Source organism: Bradyrhizobium neotropicale, from assembly GCF_001641695.1.
GTDB classification, from domain to species: Bacteria; Pseudomonadota; Alphaproteobacteria; order Rhizobiales; family Xanthobacteraceae; genus Bradyrhizobium; species Bradyrhizobium neotropicale.
The window spans coordinates 1-19,544 of the sequence record NZ_LSEF01000085.1; the positions used below are offsets into that span (position 1 = coordinate 1).

The following is a 19,544-nucleotide window of genomic DNA, read 5'->3' on the forward strand; positions in this document are numbered from 1 at the left end:
CTAGTGGTTCATCACAGTGGTTTTGACTCTTTGGCGGCAACTGGATAGGCGCGACCGAGTTTGGCGCGGGCTTTGTCGGTTGTGAACATCCATTTGATGCGGTCTCGCGCCTTGTTTCGCTGCCGTTGCCATGCTGCGATTTCTTTTCGAAGCCTTTTGGGATCGTCGATGCGACGGCCGAGACACTGGCGCTGCAGCACGCTGATCTCGCACTCGACCATATTGAGCCAGCTGGCGTGTTTCGGGGTGTAGTGGAACTCGAGGCGGCGCAGGATGCGACGGGCCTCGGCAGGCGCAAATGCCTGATATAGCGCGCCGGCCGTATGAATCGACAGATTGTCCTGCACCACACGGATGCAGGCGGCATTGGGATAGTGGACGTCGACGAGTTCGCGCATGCAGTGCGCGTAGTCGACCGCGGCGCGGTGGTCTGTAACCTTGACATTGCGCCAGCCGCGATGCGGATCGAAGGTGACGAAGAGATTGACGGTACCGTTGCGGCGATATTCGTAATCGTAGCGCTCGCGCTGTCCCGGTTGGGCAGGGATCGGCTGGCGTACCTCGCCGATCAGCTGGACTGGGGTCTCGTCGAAGCAAACCAGGGGCCGCTCGGGATCCGGCGCCTCGGCGTAGAGATCGAGCACATCCTCCATCCGGGCGACGTATTCGCCGTCGACATGAGGAATGCACCACATATCCCGGCGCCACGGCTTGAGGTCGTTGTCGGCCAGCCGGCGGCGCACGGTCTCGCCCGACAGGCTGGCGTGATCGGTGAGCTTGACCATCGCGTCGGCCAGCAATGTCAGCGTCCAGCGTTTGCGGCCGGCGGGCGGCTTGGCGCATGCCGTCGCCACCAGCAGGGCCTCTTCCTTGCCTGTCAGCTTGCGTTCCGCGCCCGGACGCGGCTCCTCACTCAAGGCCCGCTCCAGATTGCCTTCTACGAAACGGCGTTTGGTCCGGCCGACGGTGGAAAGGCTGACCCGGACGGTTCGGGCAATCTCCGCGTCGCAGCTGCCTGAATCGGCCGCCAGCACAATCTGAGCCCGTTTGAGTTTGCGGGCGGAATGCGTGCCGCCGCCGAGCATTGCCGTCAGTTCGTCCCGCTCGGCTTGGCTCAATTCGACCCGATAACGTACATTCATGCTTCGCCTCCTTGTCGGAGGCCGGGACGAATCCAGCTATGAGTCAAAAATCAGGCGCGCACTTCACCGAGAAGCAGGGACACTATCTCGCTTTCATCCATACCTACTCGTACATGTTCGGACAGCCGCCCGCCGAGGCCGACATCCAGCGGCATTTCCGCGTCAGCCCGCCGTCAGTCCACCAGATGATCCTCACCCTCGAACGCAACGGGTTCATTCGTCGCCAGCCCGGCGTCGCTCGAAGCATCGAGATCCTCTTGCCACCCGAAAAGTTGCCTATCCTCGGATGGCTCGGTATCAAAACGTCAAAATCACTGTGATGAACCACTAGCGCGGCTGAGCCGGGCAAAATTGTGTCAAACCTCGCGCCGAAAGCGAATCCGGAAACAACGGCGCGAAAAATTCCGCGCCTTAGCGTAACACGCGCGGCCTTCGATCCGTCGAGCAGGGATAGCGGCATCCGTCGCTGGCAAACACCATCTCGAAGGGAAGTTGAACCATGACCATTCGCACCCGCATCGCGCTCGGCGCCGCCGCTCTCTCGCTCAGCCTGGCCTTCGCACCCGCCTTCGCCATGGACGACATGAAGAAGGACACGATGAAGAAGGAGACGATGTCCAAGGACGGCATGAAGAAGGACACCATGTCCAAGGACGACGGTATGAAGAAGGATACGATGTCGAAGGATGGCATGAAGAAAGACGACGGCGGGATGATGAAGAAGAACTGATCCTCATTCAGTCATCCCGGGGCGATGCGACGGGACTGCGTCAGCGCAGCCCGAGCACCGAACTCCGGTGCGCAATTGCGCACCAGAGAATCCCATGATTCCGGGATCGGGCCCGTCATCGGGCCGCGCTTTCGCGTGGGCCCGGTGGGACCGTCCCGGAGCAACCGGCGCGTGAGCTGAAGCGGCGCTTCAGTTCAATTCCAGTTGAAGACTACTTCCGCTTGCCCTTGGCCTTGCGGGCAGCATAGCGCGCGTCGCGCTTGGCCTTCTGCTCGGCTTCGAGCTCGGCCAGCTTTGCTGCGGTTTCCTCAGCCTCGCGGGCAATCCGTGCCGCTTCCGCGGCCGCGGCTTCTTCCTCGCGACGCTTCTGGTCGGCCTTTTCCGCCTCGCGCGTCGCCTTCACCTCGGCGCGCTTGGCGGCAATCGCCTCGCGCTCGGCGCGTCGTGCCGCGACCGCGGGATCGTCGGGCCCCGGCTGAGACTTGAACTTGTTCAAAAGATTTTTGCGGGCGTCCTGTGCCGCCTTTTGCCGGTCTGCGAACCCGGGTTCTCTGAATCCACTCATCGAACGAGCCTTGTCTTCCTCGCTTTCAATCCTACATCACTGACTGTGGGTACGCGGGCAAGCGCGAAGCGCTGCGTCGCGTGACGCACATGCGTGTACATCCACGCGCGCCGCGAAGCCACCCATAATCGCAGCCGATCAGGTAGACGAAAAATCGCTGGACCAGTCGATCATTCGTAGCCCGGAAAAACTGCCGAATTGTGATGTCCCGCATAGAGGGCACGGAGGCGGGTCCCTTAGCGTCCCGCCCCGCAACGAGACGGAGCACGGGCATGACTTTCTTTCGGCTGAGCCTGAAGGCGCTCGCAATCACCTTTGCCGCGGTGGCGGTCGCGGGGGCCGCGCTGCTGCTGGCCCGTCCACAGCCGATCGAGAGTGCCGTTCTGGGCGGCAATTGGGAGTGCACCCAGACCGCGTACGTCCTGACCACCTGCGCGCCGCGGGCAACCCCGGCCATCGAAACCTCGCGCAAGGATGCCGTGCGGACCAGAGGCTGACCGGGCTGTGACCCGAGGTCGCAGCGGTGATAAGCCCGTTCAACTGCGCGACAAGATAGCCATGTCCAAGCGCGAACCAGGCGAAAAGCCCAAATCCCCAGCCAAGCCCCAATCCCGGCCCCAGTCCGGTGACAGCCGCCGCGCGGCACTTGCCGGCCTGATCATTGCCGCCGTGATCCTCGGCGTCGGCCTGTGGCTCGCCCGCAGCCTCACGGCTGCGAGCAAGATGCAGGACTGCCTGATGTCGGGCCGCACCAACTGCAATGTGATCGAGCCCGCCCGCTGAGGCGGTTCCAGGCGGACCGCGCGGACGAAAAATTGCCGTGATCCTAACCATTTGTAACGAGACTTCGCCGTTCAGGCAGGTCAGTTATGTCGGCCGGCATCACCCTTGTCGCGGAAGAATCGTCTATCGCGCGGGGACCACGGCCATCGAGAAGTAGGGGGTTCAAGCACCAATGAGTGCGTCCAGCCGTATGAAGATCATCATTCCCTTGGTTTCGGCCATGTCTTTGCTCGCGTTTTCGGCGCAGGCACAGGACGCGGGACCGGGGAAGGGCGCCGGCCAGCCACCGGCCGCGCCGGGCGCGGGCGCGCCGCCGACCCAGAACAATCCGCAGAACACCCGCAAGGGCCCGCCGCCGCAGCAGGCGACACGGCCGGCCCCTCAGCCTGGCGGCCAAGCACATGCCGGCCCCGGTCCGCATGGCGCCGGCGGTCCGCCGCCGGGACGCTATGCCCGTGGGCCCGCGCCGGCGCGCGATTGGGGCGGGCACAGCTATCGCGGCAATCTCGCCTGGGAAGGCGGGCGCTGGCGCCATGAAGTCCACAACGGCCGCTCCGGCTGGTGGTGGGACGTCGGCGGCGTCTGGTATTATTATCCGCAGCGCATCGAGGGGCCGCCCGCCTACATCTCTGAGGATTACATCGACGACGTGCCGGTGGCCTATGCGCCGCCGCCACCTCCGGTCGCCTATGCACCCCCGCCGCCTCCGCCGCCGCCGGCTGATCCCGGCGCGAGCGCTCTTGGCGGCGCCATCGTTGGCGGCGTGCTCGGCGGTCTGATCTCGGGCAACGCAACGGGTGCGGCGGCCGGCGCCGTTCTCGGCGGCGCAACCGGCGCGATCGCCGGTGCGACGGCCGCCTCGCGTCCCGGGTACTATCTGGCCGAGGGCAATTGCTACTACCGCTACCCGAGCGGCCAGTACGTGCTCGCCGATCCCCGGGCATGCTACTGAGCGTTTGATCGAGATTTGATCCGAATGAGGCGGGCCCGTGCCCGCCTCATTTGTTTTTGCAGACGTGGCTGCCTGATGTTGTCTCGTCCCGGACGCGCCGCGTCCCACGGTCATCACGATGGCGACAGTTGCGAGAAAGGTGAGGCCGAGCGGTTGTGTCTTGTATCGCGCTGTGCGGAGCGTTGCGGCGTCGCGGGCCGTGACGCAATTCACAAATGCGCCCGAACGAGATGGCTTCACCTCTTTGTGCGTGAGAACATTGAGAACAATCGCAAGCCTCGGCGCTTACTCCCTGTCACGAAGCGATCAGAAGGAGTGACTTCATGAAGCTGGCCGCGATCACTTTAGGCTTGGCGCTGGCAATCTCGTCGACGGCCGCTTTCGCACAAAGCGCAGGCGGCTCGACCGGAGGCGGCGCATCGACAGGAGCTTCACCCGGCGTCGGCACGTCGAGCGGCGTGTCCCCCGGTTCGACCGGCACCACCACCGGCACCGGCACCGGAGGATTCACTGGCGCGAGCGGAGCAAACGGCGGGATGAACACCACGATCAACCCGTCAGGCAATACGCTGTTGCCGGGCAGCCCAAACCCGTCGCAACCCGCAGCGCCTCCGAATTCGACGACGGGCCGCTGAGCTCGTCGTTCACCCCAAATGACGAAAAAGCGAAGACCGGCGGCACGACCATCGCGCCGATCTCGTGCGACGCGAGTCATGTGGCGACGACGCATCCCGTGAAACCCTCTCCGCATTCATACGGACGAAGTTGCCACGCGCTTGTCCAGATCAAGCGGATAAACTGGCGCCATGTGTACCAGGTACGATCCACAGCGTGAGGCTGAGGCCGCGATGAAGCGGGCCGCCGCGGCATCTGAAAGCGCCGACCGGCAGAGGTTGATTCGGCTTGCCGTGGCCTGGCACCAGCTCGCGCGCGACCGTCGTGACGAGCAGGCGGACTGACCGCATCCATCCGGGGCCGTGCAACCAGGGGCAATCCCTCGGCGGGCCTCGCGCTGTCGGTTTCGCGTCCGAGACCTACTCCGGCACCGGCCGCATCCGTTAGAGCTGGTGAGACAACGGCCCGACGGCTGTTCACGAGAAAAACCCCGCGCTCGGGGGGATGAGCACGGGGTTCTTCAAAGCCGACCGGGGCTGGCGAGTCGGCATCACTCAATTTCTGGTGGTACAACGCGCTGGTCGCAGGTTCGTTCCTCGAATCTCACAAAGGGATCCTGCGTCGCGCAGGAGGCGTTTCATGCCGTTCGCAACCTCCAGCAAGGCATTGGAATTACGAGGACTTCTTCCTCTTTTTCTTCAGAACTTTGGCCTGGGCGCGGAAGGCGGAGGCTAACGACTTCATCTGGTTGGCCACAAATTCGTCCGCCGCCTCCTGCGCGGCCTTCTCTGCAACGCGCGCCTGCTGCTTGAGCGACTTGGTCGGCTTCATGGACGTCACATTTCGGTTGAGTTGCCTGCTTTCTCCTGTCGGACTACCTGCAGCCCCCTGGAGTCGTTCCCTTGCGTTGCCGGAACATTTCCATGCGCGGCCACGTTGTGCGCCCATGACCGATCCTGAACTGCGCGCACAGTCCTTCAAGATTGCCTGGCTCACAGGTGAGCCCAGGGACTCCGCCCGATTCATCCTGAACAGGATCGACCGCATGATGTTGCGCGGCGAAAGACGCAGGCTGCTGTTGTCGAATGCCGCGATCGATGCCTATCGGCTTCGGCCCTTCCTCGTGCTGCTCGATGCATGATCAATCCGACGGCGACGCAAACCGGGAGCATCGCCGCAGGGAGGACCCGTTGCGGCCATCCTGCGCAATGGCCGCCGCACGGCGCGATATTTTGCCTCCGAACTCGCGGCGTGGACGACCGAGCTCAACTTCACCCACGGCCTCTATGTCACGCTCGGCGCGACACGCCCCCTCGATGAGGCAACAGCGCGACGCGCAGCCGAAGCGATGAGCGACGATCTCAGCCAGAAGGGTTTTCCCATTCGCCACGCCGGCAGCTTCGGTTTCGACTTCGCCGCGATCGAGTGGTTTCACAATTCGGCGACTGACCAGTACAGCGTTCGCGTGGCCGTCCCGGACCTGCCGACTGCGCTGTGGGACGATCTCACCGCGGCCATCGCCGGTTGGTGGGCAACGCATCAGTTGGAGCTTGTTGAGGGGTGAATGGCAAGAACCGTGCTGGACATTGTCCAGACGGTCTAGAGAGGCAACGTTGACGTAAATCCGAAGGGGTACCTCGCCATTGAAGGGTACAACACCGTGAGCTGCGGGTAAGCTCACCCTCGCTTGGCCTTCCCAAAGCGGCCAGGCCTACGGCCCCGGCCCCTCTTAGAGCCCCTAAGCCCCAAGGCCGGGGCCGACCAAACCAGAGTGCTTTTTTGCCGGCAACAATTGCCATGTATCAAAGCTACCACGTTTTGCCCAAGTCGCCAGACAAGGCCCGGTTTTCCATCGGGCGGGCGGTCGAGTCGCTTGCGTACGGCATCCTGATTATTCCCTTCGCCGTCGTGGTCTGCGCGATTGTCGCATTCGCCATCCTCCCGCTGCACTCGGATTCCCGGTACGACGACGGCGACGAATACTAAAACTAAAGAGGGCGTCGAGAGCGAAATCCGCGCAATCGAAACGCAGATTAAGACAGTCGGAATAATCCGAATTAGGCGCTGGATAAGATCGGGAAACGATGGCAGCGTTTCCTGGCCCCTCGAGTGGAAAGAGGGGCAGAGTGCGAGGGCCCTGATCACGAAGCCAGCCCCCCGATCGGGGCCCTTGTCCTGTTCGGAAGTCAAAAAACGTCGCCCGCTTGAATGAGCACAGTCGGCGTTTTTCCTGCCCGAGACGCAATGCAAAATCCCGATTGATGACCGCCGGTTCGCGCTGGCAGGGCCTGTTGCGCATACTCGCAACACCCGCGAAGAGCAGATAATGTGGGGCGTGGACGGCGACTGAACGTCTTGACAGTCACATTTGGGAGGAAATGCAAATGAAAAGGACTGCGGGTGTTTTAGCTGCTGCCGCCATCGTTGGACTCGCCGCAACACCAGGATCGGCTCTGGCGGACGGGGCACGGAGTGGGTGGGGGCTCTGGTATGGGTCTTACGGCGATGGTCCGGCCTATTACGGTGAACACGCTCTCCCGGCATATGACAGCTACGCTTTTGCCTACGAGTATCCTGTCTACACCGGCAGCAACGTGACGGCGATCGCGGTCAACCTAGTCAACTCTCGCTTTCGACATCGGCGGGTCGTGGGACCGGGCGTTGTCTATCATCGCGGCGAGTACCCGCGCCCATATCGTATCAATCGGTACTGGTGAGAGGACGGGCAGCGGCAGGCCGGCAAATTTGCCACGTCGCATTGATTGGCGATCCCGGCAGGGCTCGAACCTGCAACCCGCGGAGTAAAAACATTACGGGCGCACGCGCAATATGCGCGGCGCTACAACGGCTTAAGCCGCATCCCGGGGTTTTCTCCGGCTATCTGGCAAGGGCGATGAACTCGCGCGGCGCCGCAATGCCGCGCGCCTGGCCGTCGCGATCGAGCAGCGCCAATGCGCGCCGCGCCCATGCGGTCGGCCGGCGTGCACGTATCAACCGACACGCCCCAAAGCAGCCCATCGGCTAGCTCGATGGCCTTGCGCTCATCGCGCAGCGCGGCAGGACGCGGGCGCGATCAACGTTCGCGCTGCGTCGTGTGACTACGTCATGACGGGCTGATCTACACAAAGTCAGGTTGATGGTCGGTCCAATGCGCGGCAGCAAGGGCGTGATCGCCCGCGTGTTCGGAAATGGTGAATTACCCTGTCCGAGCGGCTTGACCGCGATAATGGAGTGTGGCAGGATTTTGTTTGGATTGTGAATGTACCATTAGTCTTTTTTTATTGAATGGCGTACCGCAATGCTTGCACCGAGTGCTGCGAAGGCGACCGAGGGCTTTGTACAACATCAACAGCAGCTGGCCCATTTGGACCAAGACGGCTTTGCGGTTGTCGAAAACATAACCGATCTTGATGATCTTGCGGTGATCAGAAGCGAGATTGACGAGCTTCTCCGGCGCGGTCATGTGCCGACAAAGGAGCTCGGAGAACGAGGCGGCGCACCTCAGATCATCGAGATTATGTGGCCTATGAAGTTATCGGAACGAATTGCGAGGTCTTGCTTCGTCCGGAACGCGTGCGCTGTTTCCGAGGCCTATTTTGGCCATAGAGTCACATACAACTTCGACCACGCTATTATTAAGCCCGCTTTCAATTTTAGGGAAACGGCTTGGCATCAGGATTTCGCCTATTCCACCTGGTTCAATTTTTCTGCACGAGAACGATTGCATTGGTGGTTGCCTCTTCATGATGTCTCGACCGACCAAGGATGCATGCATTTCGTGCGCGGCAGCCATCGCATCGGCCTCCTCCCACACGTCCGCGTAGCGCCAACGTCTGACGCTTTGAAGACCACCCTCCCTGAGAAAGCCGACGTCGTTTCGTGCCCGTTAAAGGCCGGAAGCGCCACCGTGCACACAGAGGCCACATTGCACTATACAGGGCCCAACAAGACGAACTCGCCTCGGTATGCGTTCATTCTGCAGTTCGAACGGTCAACCTGGACAACAGGGTTACGCGCCTCGGTCAAGACCTTGGCATGGAGATTTGGCCGTGGAAGCCACTGACCGCGCCGGCGAGTGCCTCGTGCTTGCTGGACTTTTCGGGGCAGGGCGTTCTAGAGGCGAAGACGACTGATTTCGTTTTCGGCGGCAGGGTGGACAACCGGACCGGCGAACTGGGTTTTCGCCTCCCGGCTGAAAGAGCTGGCGATCCCGGCAGGGCTCGAACCTGCAACCCGCGGAGTAGAAATCCGCTACTCTATCCAGTTGAGCTACGGGACCATGTTAGGCCGGCCTCGGTGAGGCTTGGCCGCCTTCTACCATGGCAAATATGAAAAATCCGCACGTTCGCCAAGTCTGAATCGAACCGCTTTCCTCCGGGACGCGACAAAGCGGAGCGCGGAGTGTGTTGCGACCGGCTCGCGCGATCCGGCGGCAGGCGCCGTGTCGCGCCCGGGACATGCGCTGCCGCTACAGTTTTCACTGCCGCCGGTGTCCGCCGGCGGTTTCTTGGCGGCTGTGGGCTTGCCGTGCCATGGCGCATGCAACGTATTGCACTTCTGGTTCCATCGCCTTGAGTCCGTCACCTTTCCGCGCACTTCATCCTACCGCGGCGTTCGTCCGCGATCCCGGGAGTCCTACATGATCGGTTTGGTTCGCGCCGTCACGATCTGCGCAACGCTCGCGTTCGGCCTTACCGTGGCGCAGGCCGCGGACAAGGCCTTCAAGCGCGACGATCTCGCCGATTCCGCGATCAAGCTGGAGGCCCAGATCAAGAGCGAGGCGGGGCCGGTCGCCAAGAGCAACGCGACGCTACGCACGGATGCGGACGCGGCCTTCCGGCGCAACGATGTCCGCAGCGGCCTCTCCGTCCTCGGCCAGATCGCCGCGACGACGCCGGAGGATGCCGGCAACTGGCTGCGGCTTGCCAAGGTCATCTTGCAGATATGGCCGAAGAGCTCGAGCGAGCAGACGTTCCTCCTGGAGCGCGCCTCGACCGCCGCCTACATCGCCTATCAGCGCGCCGCCAATCCGGGAGAGGAAGCCGACGCGCTCGCAGTGCTCGGCAAATCGTTCGCCGAGCGCAAGCTCTGGCGTCCGGCCTTGGATGCGCTGCGGCTGTCGCTCGACTTGCGCGAGGTCGCCGACGTGCGCGGCCAGTATGAGAAGCTGCGCGACGAGCACGGCTTCCGGCTGCTCGACTATACCGTGGACTCGGATTCGGCGAGCCCGCGCGCCTGCTTCCAGTTCTCCGAGGAGCTTGCCAAGCGCACCGATTTCGCGCCGTTCCTGGCGCTCGCAGGGCAGGACAAGCCGGCGCTGTCAGCCGACGGCACGCAGCTCTGCGTCGACGGGCTGAAGCACGGCGAGCGCTACAACATCAACTTGCGCGCCGGCCTGCCGTCGACCGTGAAGGAAGGCCTGCCGAAATCGGCCGAGTTCAACGTCTATGTGCGCGATCGAAAACCCTTCGTGCGCTTCACCAGCCGCGCCTATGTGCTGCCGAGGACCGGCCAGCGCGGCATTCCCGTGGTCAGCGTCAACACATCCACGGTCAACATCAACGTGTTCCGGATCGGTGATCGCAACCTGATCAACACGGTCGTCGACAGCGACTTCCAGAAGACGCTGTCGAAATACCAGCTCACAGATCTCGGCGGCGAGCGCGGCGTCAAGGTCTGGTCCGGCGAGCTTGCGACTGCGATGACGCTGAACCAGGACGTCACCACGGCATTCCCGGTCGATCAGGCACTCGGCGACCTTCAGCCCGGCGTCTATGTGATGACTGCCGCGGCCAAGGGGCCTGGCTCCGACGACGGCTACCAGCTCGCCACGCAATGGTTCATCGTCTCCGATCTCGGCGTGACGGCCTATTCCGGCAATGACGGCATCCACGTCTTCGTCAACTCGCTGGCCTCGACTGATCCGGTTGGGAAGGCCGAGGTGCGGTTGGTCGCGCGCAACAACGAAATCCTGGCGACCCGCAAGACCGACGAGAGCGGCCACGTGGTGTTCGAGGCGGGGCTTGCGCGCGGCGAGGGCGGTTTGTCGCCGGCGCTGCTGACGGTCACGGGCGAGAAGGCCGATTATGCCTTCCTCAGCCTGAAGACCTCTGCCTTCGACCTGTCCGATCGGGGCGTCGCCGGACGCGCGGTGCCGGCCGGCGCCGATGCCTTCGTCTATGCCGAGCGCGGCGTCTACCGTTCCAACGAGACCGTTTATATCACCGCGCTCTTGCGCGACGGGCAGGGCAATGCCGTCACCGGCGGCCCGCTGACACTGGTGATCGAGCGTCCCGACGGCGTCGAATTCCGCCGCGCCGTGCTATCCGACCAGGGCGCCGGTGGTCGTACGCTCTCCGTGCCGCTGAACTCGGCCGTCCCGACCGGCACCTGGCGGGTGCGCGCCTTTACCGATCCGAAGGGCTCCTCGGTCGGCGAGACGACCTTCATGGTCGAGGACTATGTCCCGGACCGGATCGAATTCGATTTGTCCGCCAAGGACAAGCTAATCAAAGCTAATGCTCCTGTGGAGCTCAAGGTCGACGGCCATTTCCTCTACGGCGCGCCGGCCTCCGGCCTGCAGCTCGAAGGCGACATGCTGGTCGCGCCCGCTGCCGAGCGGCCGGGCTTCGCCGGCTACCAGTTCGGCGTCGCCGACGAGGAAACCACCTCGAACGAGCGCACGCCGCTGGAGAACCTGCCCGAGGCCGACGCCAATGGCATTGCGACCTTCCCGGTGACGCTCGACAAGCAGCCAGCCTCGACGCGCCCACAGGAGGCGCAGATCTTCGTCCGCATGGCCGAGACGGGCGGGCGCGCCGTCGAGCGCAAACTCGTGCTGCCGGTCGCGCCCGCGGCCGCCATGATCGGCGTCAAGCCGCTGTTCGGCGACAGAAGCGTCGCCGAGGGCGACAAGGCCGAGTTCGAGGTCGTGTTCGTCTCGCCCGAGGGCAAGACGCTTCGCCGCGATGGCTTGCGCTACGAGCTCCTGAAGATGGAGTCGCGCTACCAGTGGTATCGCCAGAACAATTACTGGGAGTACGAGCCGGTCAAGTCGACCTCGCGCGTCGCCGACGGCGATCTCGTCATCGCCGCCGACAAGCCGTCGCGCATCTCACTCAACCCGCAGCCCGGCCGCTACCGGCTTGAGGTGAAGTCCAACGACGCAGACGGTCCGGTCACGTCGGTGCAGTTCGACGTCGGCTGGTATTCCGAGGGCGGCGCCGACACGCCGGACCTCCTGGAGACCTCGATCGACAAGCCGCAATACGCCTCCGGCGACACCATGACGGTGTCGGTCAACGTCCGCACCGCCGGCAAGCTCACGATCAACGTGCTTGGCGACCGCCTCTTGACCACGCAGACCGTGGACGTCAGGGAAGGCACCGCGCAGGTGAAGATCCCCGTCGGCAAGGACTGGGGTACCGGTGCCTACGTCGTGGCGACGCTGCGCCGTCCGCTGGATGCCGCCGCCCAGCGCATGCCCGGCCGCGCGATCGGCCTGAAATGGTTCGGCATCGACAAGCAGACCCGCACGCTGTCCGTGAAGTTGACGCCGCCGGCGCTGATCCGGCCGAATTCGATGCTGAAGATTCCGGTCAAGCTCGACGGGCTCAATCCGGGCGAGGACGCCAAGATCGTCATCGCGGCGGTTGATGTCGGCATCCTCAATCTCACCAACTACAAGCCGCCGGCGCCCGACGATTACTATCTCGGCCAGCACGGCCTGACCGCCGAGATCCGCGATCTCTACGGCCAGCTCATCGACGGCATGCAGGGCACGCGCGGCCAGATCAAGTCCGGCGGGGACGCGGGTGCGGCCGAGCTTCAGGGCTCACCGCCCACGCAAAAGCCGCTCGCGCTCTATTCCGGCATCGTCACGGTCGGTGCTGACGGCACCGCCGAAGTCAGCTTCGAGATTCCGGAGTTCGCCGGCACGGCGCGCGTGATGGCCGTGGCCTGGACCGCGACCAAACTTGGCCGCGCCAACACCGACGTCGTGATCCGCGATCCCGTGGTGCTGACCGCGACCTTGCCGCGCTTCCTGCTCAATGGCGACCACGGCACGGTCAATCTCGATATCGACAATGTCGAGGGACAGGCCGGCGACTACAAGATCAACGTGAAGACGGGCGGTCCGGTGAAGATGACCGGCAATCCCGCCACCACCGTCAAGCTTGCCGCCAAGCAGCGCAACTCGTTCTCGCTCGCGCTCGACGCGACGGCCGCGGGGCAGGCGACCCTCGACGTCGACATCACCGGGCCGAATGGCCTGGCGCTCGCGCGCCACTACGCGCTCGACGTCAAGGCGGCGACGCAGGTGCTGGCACGGCGCTCGATCCGGACGCTGGCCAAGGGCGAGAGCCTGATGCTGACCTCCGACATGTTCTCCGACCTCGTGCCGGGCACCGGCAGCGTCTCGCTCTCGGCAAGCCTGTCGACCGCGCTCGATGCCGCGACGATCCTGAAAGCGCTGGACCGCTATCCCTATGGCTGCTCGGAGCAGATCACGAGCCGGGCCATGCCGCTGCTCTATGTCAACGAGCTCGCGGCCGGCGCGCATCTGGCCATGGACACCGAGGTCGACCAGCGCATCCGCGATGCGATCGAGCGGCTGCTGGCGCGCCAGGGCTCCAACGGCTCGTTCGGCCTGTGGTCGGCCGGCGGTGACGACGCCTGGCTCGACGCGTACGTGACCGACTTCCTGACCCGCGCCCGCGAAAAGGGTTTTGTGGTGCCGGACGTGCTGTTCAAGAACGCGCTTGACCGCGTCCGCAATTCCGTCGTCAACGCCAACGAGCCGGAGAAGGACGGCGGCCGCGATCTCGCCTATGGCCTCTACGTGCTCGCCCGCAACGGCGCAGCGCCGATCGGCGATCTCCGCTATCTCGCCGACACCAAGCTCGGCAACCTCGCAACGCCGATCGCGAAGTCGCAGCTCGCGGCAGCGCTCGCGCTGGTCGGCGACCGCAACCGCGCGGAGCGCGTCTACGGCGCCGCTCTCGACAGCCTGGCGCCGAAGCCGGAGCTGGAGTTCGGCCGCAGCGACTATGGCTCGCAGCTCCGCGATGCCGCAGCTCTCGTCTCGCTCGCGAGCGAAGGCAATGCGCCGAAGGCGACGCTGACGCAGGCCGTCTCGCGGGTCGAGACCGCGCGCGGGCTGACGCCCTACACCTCGACGCAGGAGAATGCGTGGCTGGTGCTGGCTGCGCGTGCGCTTGCGAAGGAGAACCTGTCGATCGACGTCGATGGCCAGCCGGTCAAGACCGCGCTCTACCGCAGCTACAAGGCCGCGACGCTGGAGGGCAAACCGCTGAAGATCACCAATACCGGGGACGCACCGGTACAGGCGGTGGTTTCGGTGTCGGGTTCGCCGGTGACGCCGGAGCCGGCCGCCTCCAACGGCTTCAAGATCGAGCGCAGCTACTTCACGCTCGACGGCAAGCCGGCCGACATCAGCAAGGTCAAACAGAACGATCGCTTCGCTGTGGTGTTGAAGATCACAGAGGCCAAGCCGGAGTACGGCCACATCATGGTCTCCGACTATCTGCCGGCCGGCCTGGAGATCGACAATCCAAAGCTTGTCTCGTCGGGCGAAAGCGGCACGCTCGACTGGATCGAAGACGGAGTGGAGCCGAAAGATAGCGAGTTCCGCGACGATCGCTTCACCGCCGCGATTGACCGCGCCTCGGACGCCAAGTCGGTCTTCACCGTCGCCTATGTCGTGCGCGCGGTCTCGCCCGGCAAATACGTGCTGCCGCAGGCCTATGTCGAGGACATGTACAACCCCTCGCGCTACGGCCGCACGGGAACTGGCACGGTCGAGGTGCGCGCGGCGAAGTGAGTGATTGGGATGACTGACGCTCCGAACGGGCCACAATCTCAGTCGTCATGCCCGGGCAAAAGCGCGAAGCGCGTCTTCGCGCAGATGTCCCGGGCATCCACGGACTTTGGTGCAACTGGCAAGAACGTGGATGGCCGGGACAAGCCCGGTCATGACGGAGCAAGGGGCAGGGGCCTTCGCGTCCTTTCTGCCCTCGCGCTGACGCTCATCCTCGCGATCGTCGCCTCCGTCGCCTGGGTCTACTCCCTCGGTCCGCTGCCGCTCGAAGAGGCGCGCGCGGTCTCTACCACCATCGTCGACCGCAACGGCAAGCTGCTGCGCGCCTATGCGATGGCGGACGGGCGTTGGCGATTGCCGGTCGAGACAAAAGCGAATGTCGATCCGACCTACCTGAAGCTGCTGCTCGCCTGTGAGGACCAGCGCTTCTACGCCCATGACGGCGTCGATCCACTGGCACTCGGCCGCGCCGCGATGCAGCTTGCAACGCGCGGGCACATCGTGTCGGGCGGCTCGACCATCACCATGCAGCTCGCGCGGCTGATGGAGCCGCGGCGCCAGCGCTCGTTCTATGCAAAGCTGCGCCAGATCGTGCGCGCCATCGAGCTGGAGCGGACGCTCGGCAAGGACCAGATCCTCGACCTCTATCTCGCGCTCGCGCCCTATGGCGGCAATCTCGAAGGCATCCGCGCAGCCTCGATCGCCTATCTCGGCAAGGAGCCGAAGCGGCTGTCGCTGGCCGAGGCTGCGCTTCTTGTCGCGCTGCCGCAATCGCCGGAGACACGCCGGCTCGATCGCTATCCCGAGGCGGCACGCATCGCGCGCGACCGCGTGCTCGACCGTATGGTCGAAGACCAGCAGGTCAGTGCCGAGGATGCGAAGCAGGCGAAGGCCGTGCCGGTGCCGAAGCTGCGCAAGCCGATGCCGATCCTGGCGCCGCATGCCTCCGACACGGCGCTTGCAACCATCAAGGATACGCCGGTCATCAAGCTGACGCTGGACGCCAATCTCCAGAAGGTGCTGGAGCCGCTGGCGCGCGATCGCGCCATTGCGCTTGGGCCGAACATCTCGATCGGCATCATCGTGATCGACAATGAGAGCGGCGACGTACTCGCACGCGTGGGCTCTGCCGATTACTTCGACGAGCGCCGGGCAGGGCAGGTCGACATGACCCGCGCCATCCGCTCGCCAGGCTCGACGCTGAAACCGTTCATCTATGGGCTCGCTTTCGAGGACGGCTTCGTCCATCCCGAGAGCCTGATCGACGACCGGCCGGTCCGCTTCGGCTCCTACGCGCCGGAAAATTTCGACATGACGTTCCAGGGCACGGTGCCCGTGAAGAAGGCGCTGCAGCTGTCGCTGAACGTGCCGGCGATCGTGCTGCTCGACCGCGTCGGCTCAAGCCGGTTGGCGTCGCGGCTGCGGCAGGCCGGCGGCAATCTCGTGCTGCCCAAGGATGAAGCGCCCGGGCTCGCCATGGGCCTCGGTGGTGTCGGCGTGACGCTTCAGGACCTTGCCCAGCTCTACACGGGTCTCGCCCGGCTCGGGACCACCAAGCCGCTGCGTGAGGTCATGGCAAGCAAGGATGATCGCGAGCCGATGCGGCTGCTGGATCAGGTCGCGGCCTGGCAGGTCGGCAACGTGCTCCTGGGCACACCGCCGCCGGAGAACGCGGCCCACAACCGCATCGCCTTCAAGACCGGCACGTCCTACGGCTATCGCGACGCCTGGTCGGTCGGCTTCGACGGTCGCATGACCATCGGCGTCTGGGTCGGCCGGCCCGACGGGGCGCCGGTTCCCGGCCTGATCGGCCGCGTCGCCGCTGCGCCCATTCTCTTCGACGCCTTTGCCCGCACCGGCAAAACGCCGGCGCCGCTGCCGAAGCCGCCGAAGGGAACCCTGGTCGCCAGCAACATCAAGCTGCCCTTGCCACTGAAGCGGTTCCGTCCGGTCGGGGAACTCGTCCGGAGCCGGGGCGAGCAGGCTCTGCACATCCAGTTCCCGCTGAACGGCTCGCGGATCGACGTCGATCGCAGCGGTGGGGCGGAGGCAGCCGCCATGCCGGTCAAGGTCGCCGGAGGGGTCCTGCCGATGACCATCCTGGTCAATGGCACGGCGCTCGGGGAGATCGATGGCCGGCGCCAGCGCCTGATCGATCCGCCCGGCCCGGGCTTTGCCCGCCTGACCGTTATCGACGCCACGGGCGCCGCGGACACAGTTGTCATTCGAATTCAATGATGCAGGCTTAACCGGTTGTGGCGATGGCGGTTTCAGCGTAAGCGGAACCAATGGCCGAGACCCTTAACCGCCCCCGCTTTGGTGAGCCGCGCGAGCCGAAATCCCCGGTGAATCCGGGCAACCGGCTGGTGCGCCTGATCGATGTCGCCACCGCCAGCCACGCCCGGGCCGTCGGCTTCCTGGTGCTGTGCGCGCTGCTGCTTTTCCTGCCCGGCTTCTTCACCATCCCGCCGATCGACCGCGATGAGGCGCGCTTTGCGCAGGCCACCAAGCAGATGGTCGAGAGCGGCGACTACATCGACATCCGCTTCCAGGATGATGTCCGCTACAAGAAACCGGTCGGCATCTACTGGCTGCAAGCGGCCGCCGTTGAAACCGCCACGGCGCTGCGGCTGCCGAAGGCCGAATTGCGCATCTGGGTCTATCGGTTGCCCTCGCTGATTGGCGCGATCGGCGCTGTGCTGATGACTTACTGGACCGCGCTCGGCTTCGTCACGCGGCGCGCCGCAGTGCTGGCGGCGCTGATGATGTGCGCCTCCGTGCTGCTCGGCGTCGAGGCCCGGCTCGCCAAGACCGACGCGATGCTGCTGTTCTGTGTGGTCGCGGCGATGGGGGCGATGGGACGCGCCTATCTGTCCTGGGCGCGCGCCGAGGACCAGACGCATCCGCCCTGGAGCTGGCCTGCGATCTTCTGGACCGCGCTGGCCGTCGGCATCCTGATCAAGGGCCCGCTGATCCTGATGTTCGCAGGGCTGACCGTGATCGCGCTCGCGATCCAGGACCGCGATTCCTCCTGGCTGTGGCGGCTGCGCCCGGTCTGGGGCCTGATGTGGATGCTGGTGCTGGTGCTGCCCTGGTTCATCGCGATCTTCTGGCGCGCAGGCGATGCCTTCTTCGCCGATTCCGTCGGCGGCGACATGCTGAGCAAGATCGGCGCCCAGGAATCCCATGGCGCGCCGCCCGGGCTGTATTTTGCGCTGTTCTGGATCACCTTCTGGCCCGGCGCACCGCTCGCCGCGATGGCTGCGCCCGCGGTATGGCGCGCACGCCGGGAGCCCGGCGCGCAATTTCTGCTGGCCTGGCTGATACCGTCCTGGATCGTGTTCGAGGCGGTGCTGACCAAGCTGCCGCACTACGTGCTGCCGCTCTATCCGGCGATCGCGATCCTCACCGCCGGCGCGCTGGAGCGGCAGGTGCTGTCGCGGTCGTGGTTGATGCGCGGCTCGGCCTGGTGGTTCGTGATCCCTGCCGGCGGCTCGATCATCGCGGTGGTCGGCGCGGTCATGCTGACGCGGCAGCCGGCCTTCGTGGCTTGGCCGTTCATCGCGGCTTCGCTGATCTTCGGGCTGTTCGCCTGGTGGCTCTACGACAACAACCGTGCCGAGCGCTCGCTGCTCAACGCGCTGGTCGCGGCGCTGATGCTGGCGATCGCGGTCTACGGCATCGTGCTGCCGTCGCTGACGCCGCTGTTCCCGAGCATCGAAATCGCGCGTGCCTTGCGCAACGTCACCTGCGTTGGGCCGAAAGCCGCCTCGGCCGGCTATCATGAGCCGAGCCTCGTGTTCCTGACGGGTACCCAGACATTACTGACCGACGGTTCCGGCGCCGCGGATTTCCTCAGGCAGGGCAGCTGCCGCTTCGCCCTGATCGAGCAGCGTTCGGAACGCAGCTTCGTGCAGCGTGCCGAAGCGATAGGGCTGCGCTACAAGGTCGGCGCGCGGATCGACGGCTATAATTTCTCGCAAGGCCGCGCGATCTCGATATCGATCTTCGGTTCGGAAGGCACCGAGTAGGATGTCCACGCCCGCCGAGATCGCGCCGCGCGCGAGCTATCCCGTCCAATTGGCGGCCGTGTCCTGGCACGCGCTGGCGCAGCTCGTGCGCACGCCCTCGCATTCGCGTCGTGCCGAGGCCGCACGAAGGCTGGCTCGGCATTCGCTGTGGCTCAGCCTGGCGGGCGCGGCCGTGATCATCGTCCTGATGGTCGCGTTCGATTCTGCCGAGATCCAGTTGATGCCCGCGCGCGGCACGCCCGGCCTGTGGCCGATCCGCATCCTCACCGATTTCGGCAAGGACGAGTATGTGCTGTCGGTGCTGGCCGTCGCGCTGGTCGCGGTGGCCCTCGTTGCGGCAGGCCTGAACGGCACGCGCCGCGCGCTGTTGCTCGGCCTCGGCACCCGACTGCAATTCATCTTTCTTTCTTTGCTGGTCTCCGTCGCCGCCGCGGAGGTCCTGAAATTCATCATCGGCCGCGGACGGCCCTTCGTCGGCGGCAAGGCCGATGTATTCAACTTCGTTCCCTTCAGCGGGAGCGAGGCCTATTACAGCCTGCCATCCGCACACGCGGTCACGGCGTTCGCGCTCGCGTTCGCGGTCAGTGCACTTTGGCCGCGCCTGCGCGTCTTCATGTTCACCTACGCGATCGTCATCCTGCTGACGCGCCTGGTGTTGCTCGCGCATCACCCGAGCGACGTCGTGGCCGGCGCCCTGGTCGGCATCGTCTGCGCCATGGCGGTCCGCTACTGGTTCGCGGCCCGCCNCTCGGCTTCGCTATCCGAGCCGACGGCACCATTGTGCCTCTTCCAGGGGCGGCCGGGGGGCGCCTCAAAAGGGTTGCCCGCGGGCCATCCGCCCCATAAAAGCTGCTGCCTGCCGGGGCTGCCCGGTTCCCGGGGCAG

General features: G+C 64.9%; 15 protein-coding genes, 1 tRNA gene and 3 pseudogenes. 14 read left to right on the forward strand and 5 right to left on the reverse strand.

Annotation, left to right across the window (positions count from 1 at the left end):
- Positions 1 to 11: 11 nt before the first annotated feature.
- On the reverse strand, positions 12 to 1,142 hold the full coding sequence (locus tag AXW67_RS26540; RefSeq protein WP_063675747.1) for an IS630 family transposase: 1,131 nt from the start codon (positions 1,140 to 1,142) through the stop codon (positions 12 to 14).
- A gap of 38 nt (positions 1,143 to 1,180) precedes the next feature.
- Between AXW67_RS26540 and AXW67_RS26545 the strand changes: the two genes are divergently transcribed.
- Complete coding sequence (locus tag AXW67_RS26545; RefSeq protein WP_063675745.1) at positions 1,181 to 1,462, forward strand: LexA family protein; 282 nt, start codon at positions 1,181 to 1,183, stop codon at positions 1,460 to 1,462.
- Between the two features lie 179 nt (positions 1,463 to 1,641).
- Entirely contained in the window at positions 1,642 to 1,872 is a 231-nt protein-coding gene (locus AXW67_RS26550) for a pentapeptide MXKDX repeat protein (protein WP_063680288.1), read from the forward strand.
- Positions 1,873 to 2,083: 211 nt separating this feature from the next.
- Here the strand turns inward: AXW67_RS26550 and AXW67_RS26555 are convergent, their stop codons facing one another.
- Complete coding sequence (locus AXW67_RS26555; RefSeq protein ID WP_027555207.1) at positions 2,084 to 2,437, reverse strand: DUF6481 family protein; 354 nt, start codon at positions 2,435 to 2,437, stop codon at positions 2,084 to 2,086.
- 272 nt (positions 2,438 to 2,709) lie between these two features.
- Between AXW67_RS26555 and AXW67_RS26560 the strand changes: the two genes are divergently transcribed.
- The 3 genes from AXW67_RS26560 (at position 2,710) to AXW67_RS26570 (ending at position 4,172) form a co-directional block, all read left to right on the forward strand.
- The gene (locus AXW67_RS26560) at positions 2,710 to 2,934 is read left to right on the forward strand and encodes a hypothetical protein (protein WP_063680289.1); all 225 of its coding nucleotides are present in this window, start codon (positions 2,710 to 2,712) and stop codon (positions 2,932 to 2,934) included.
- Between the two features lie 61 nt (positions 2,935 to 2,995).
- Entirely contained in the window at positions 2,996 to 3,220 is a 225-nt protein-coding gene (locus AXW67_RS26565; RefSeq protein WP_145927886.1) for a hypothetical protein, read from the forward strand.
- Positions 3,221 to 3,392: 172 nt separating this feature from the next.
- Positions 3,393 to 4,172 (forward strand): hypothetical protein, encoded by a 780-nt coding sequence (locus tag AXW67_RS26570; protein ID WP_063680290.1) that lies wholly within the window; start codon positions 3,393 to 3,395, stop codon positions 4,170 to 4,172.
- Positions 4,173 to 4,467: 295 nt separating this feature from the next.
- Here AXW67_RS26570 and AXW67_RS42840 read toward each other — a convergent pair whose 3' ends face one another.
- Complete coding sequence (locus AXW67_RS42840) at positions 4,468 to 4,887, reverse strand: hypothetical protein (RefSeq protein ID WP_156918304.1); 420 nt, start codon at positions 4,885 to 4,887, stop codon at positions 4,468 to 4,470.
- A 572-nt stretch (positions 4,888 to 5,459) separates the two neighbouring features.
- Positions 5,460 to 5,618 (reverse strand): hypothetical protein, encoded by a 159-nt coding sequence (locus tag AXW67_RS43300; RefSeq protein ID WP_201723721.1) that lies wholly within the window; start codon positions 5,616 to 5,618, stop codon positions 5,460 to 5,462.
- 115 nt (positions 5,619 to 5,733) lie between these two features.
- Here AXW67_RS43300 and AXW67_RS26580 point away from each other — a divergent pair, with 115 nt between their 5' ends.
- The 4 genes and pseudogenes from AXW67_RS26580 (at position 5,734) to AXW67_RS26595 (ending at position 8,850) form a co-directional block, all read left to right on the forward strand.
- Positions 5,734 to 5,928 (forward strand): hypothetical protein, encoded by a 195-nt coding sequence (locus AXW67_RS26580; RefSeq protein WP_063680291.1) that lies wholly within the window; start codon positions 5,734 to 5,736, stop codon positions 5,926 to 5,928.
- A 48-nt stretch (positions 5,929 to 5,976) separates the two neighbouring features.
- Positions 5,977 to 6,351, forward strand: a pseudogene (locus tag AXW67_RS40940) (hypothetical protein); the annotation flags it as partial.
- A gap of 233 nt (positions 6,352 to 6,584) precedes the next feature.
- Complete coding sequence (locus AXW67_RS26590) at positions 6,585 to 6,773, forward strand: hypothetical protein (protein ID WP_063680292.1); 189 nt, start codon at positions 6,585 to 6,587, stop codon at positions 6,771 to 6,773.
- Positions 6,774 to 8,085: 1,312 nt separating this feature from the next.
- Positions 8,086 to 8,850, forward strand: coding sequence for a phytanoyl-CoA dioxygenase family protein (locus tag AXW67_RS26595; RefSeq protein WP_063680293.1), 765 nt, complete (start codon positions 8,086 to 8,088; stop codon positions 8,848 to 8,850).
- 139 nt (positions 8,851 to 8,989) lie between these two features.
- On the opposite strand, the gene AXW67_RS26600 is transcribed toward AXW67_RS26595, so the two are convergent.
- Positions 8,990 to 9,066 (reverse strand) — tRNA-Arg (locus AXW67_RS26600).
- Between the two features lie 360 nt (positions 9,067 to 9,426).
- On the opposite strand from AXW67_RS26600, the gene AXW67_RS26605 reads away from it, so the two are divergent.
- The 5 genes and pseudogenes from AXW67_RS26605 to AXW67_RS44360 all read left to right on the forward strand — a co-directional run.
- The gene (locus tag AXW67_RS26605; protein WP_063680294.1) at positions 9,427 to 14,631 is read left to right on the forward strand and encodes an alpha-2-macroglobulin family protein; all 5,205 of its coding nucleotides are present in this window, start codon (positions 9,427 to 9,429) and stop codon (positions 14,629 to 14,631) included.
- An 84-nt stretch (positions 14,632 to 14,715) separates the two neighbouring features.
- The gene (gene pbpC / locus AXW67_RS26610) at positions 14,716 to 16,866 is read left to right on the forward strand and encodes a penicillin-binding protein 1C (protein WP_245315740.1); all 2,151 of its coding nucleotides are present in this window, start codon (positions 14,716 to 14,718) and stop codon (positions 16,864 to 16,866) included.
- A 50-nt stretch (positions 16,867 to 16,916) separates the two neighbouring features.
- Positions 16,917 to 18,659, forward strand: a complete 1,743-nt coding sequence (locus AXW67_RS26615; protein ID WP_063680295.1) for an ArnT family glycosyltransferase — start codon at positions 16,917 to 16,919, stop codon at positions 18,657 to 18,659.
- An 85-nt stretch (positions 18,660 to 18,744) separates the two neighbouring features.
- Positions 18,745 to 19,405 (forward strand): annotated as a pseudogene (locus AXW67_RS40945) (phosphatase PAP2 family protein); the annotation flags it as partial.
- 1 nt (position 19,406) lies between these two features.
- Positions 19,407 to 19,505: pseudogene (locus AXW67_RS44360) on the forward strand (phosphatase PAP2 family protein); the annotation flags it as partial.
- Positions 19,506 to 19,544: the final 39 nt, after the last annotated feature.

Coding starts and splice junctions, on each gene's coding strand:
- AXW67_RS26540 (WP_063675747.1), bottom strand. CDS start 1,142: ATGAATGTACGTTATCGGGTCGAATTGAGCCAAGCCGAGCGGGACGAA.
- AXW67_RS26545 (WP_063675745.1), top strand. CDS start 1,181: ATGAGTCAAAAATCAGGCGCGCACTTCACCGAGAAGCAGGGACACTAT.
- AXW67_RS26550 (WP_063680288.1), top strand. CDS start 1,642: ATGACCATTCGCACCCGCATCGCGCTCGGCGCCGCCGCTCTCTCGCTC.
- AXW67_RS26555 (WP_027555207.1), bottom strand. CDS start 2,437: ATGAGTGGATTCAGAGAACCCGGGTTCGCAGACCGGCAAAAGGCGGCA.
- AXW67_RS26560 (WP_063680289.1), top strand. CDS start 2,710: ATGACTTTCTTTCGGCTGAGCCTGAAGGCGCTCGCAATCACCTTTGCC.
- AXW67_RS26565 (WP_145927886.1), top strand. CDS start 2,996: ATGTCCAAGCGCGAACCAGGCGAAAAGCCCAAATCCCCAGCCAAGCCC.
- AXW67_RS26570 (WP_063680290.1), top strand. CDS start 3,393: ATGAGTGCGTCCAGCCGTATGAAGATCATCATTCCCTTGGTTTCGGCC.
- AXW67_RS42840 (WP_156918304.1), bottom strand. CDS start 4,887: ATGACTCGCGTCGCACGAGATCGGCGCGATGGTCGTGCCGCCGGTCTT.
- AXW67_RS43300 (WP_201723721.1), bottom strand. CDS start 5,618: ATGAAGCCGACCAAGTCGCTCAAGCAGCAGGCGCGCGTTGCAGAGAAG.
- AXW67_RS26580 (WP_063680291.1), top strand. CDS start 5,734: ATGACCGATCCTGAACTGCGCGCACAGTCCTTCAAGATTGCCTGGCTC.
- AXW67_RS26590 (WP_063680292.1), top strand. CDS start 6,585: ATGTATCAAAGCTACCACGTTTTGCCCAAGTCGCCAGACAAGGCCCGG.
- AXW67_RS26595 (WP_063680293.1), top strand. CDS start 8,086: ATGCTTGCACCGAGTGCTGCGAAGGCGACCGAGGGCTTTGTACAACAT.
- AXW67_RS26605 (WP_063680294.1), top strand. CDS start 9,427: ATGATCGGTTTGGTTCGCGCCGTCACGATCTGCGCAACGCTCGCGTTC.
- pbpC (WP_245315740.1), top strand. CDS start 14,716: ATGTCCCGGGCATCCACGGACTTTGGTGCAACTGGCAAGAACGTGGAT.
- AXW67_RS26615 (WP_063680295.1), top strand. CDS start 16,917: ATGGCCGAGACCCTTAACCGCCCCCGCTTTGGTGAGCCGCGCGAGCCG.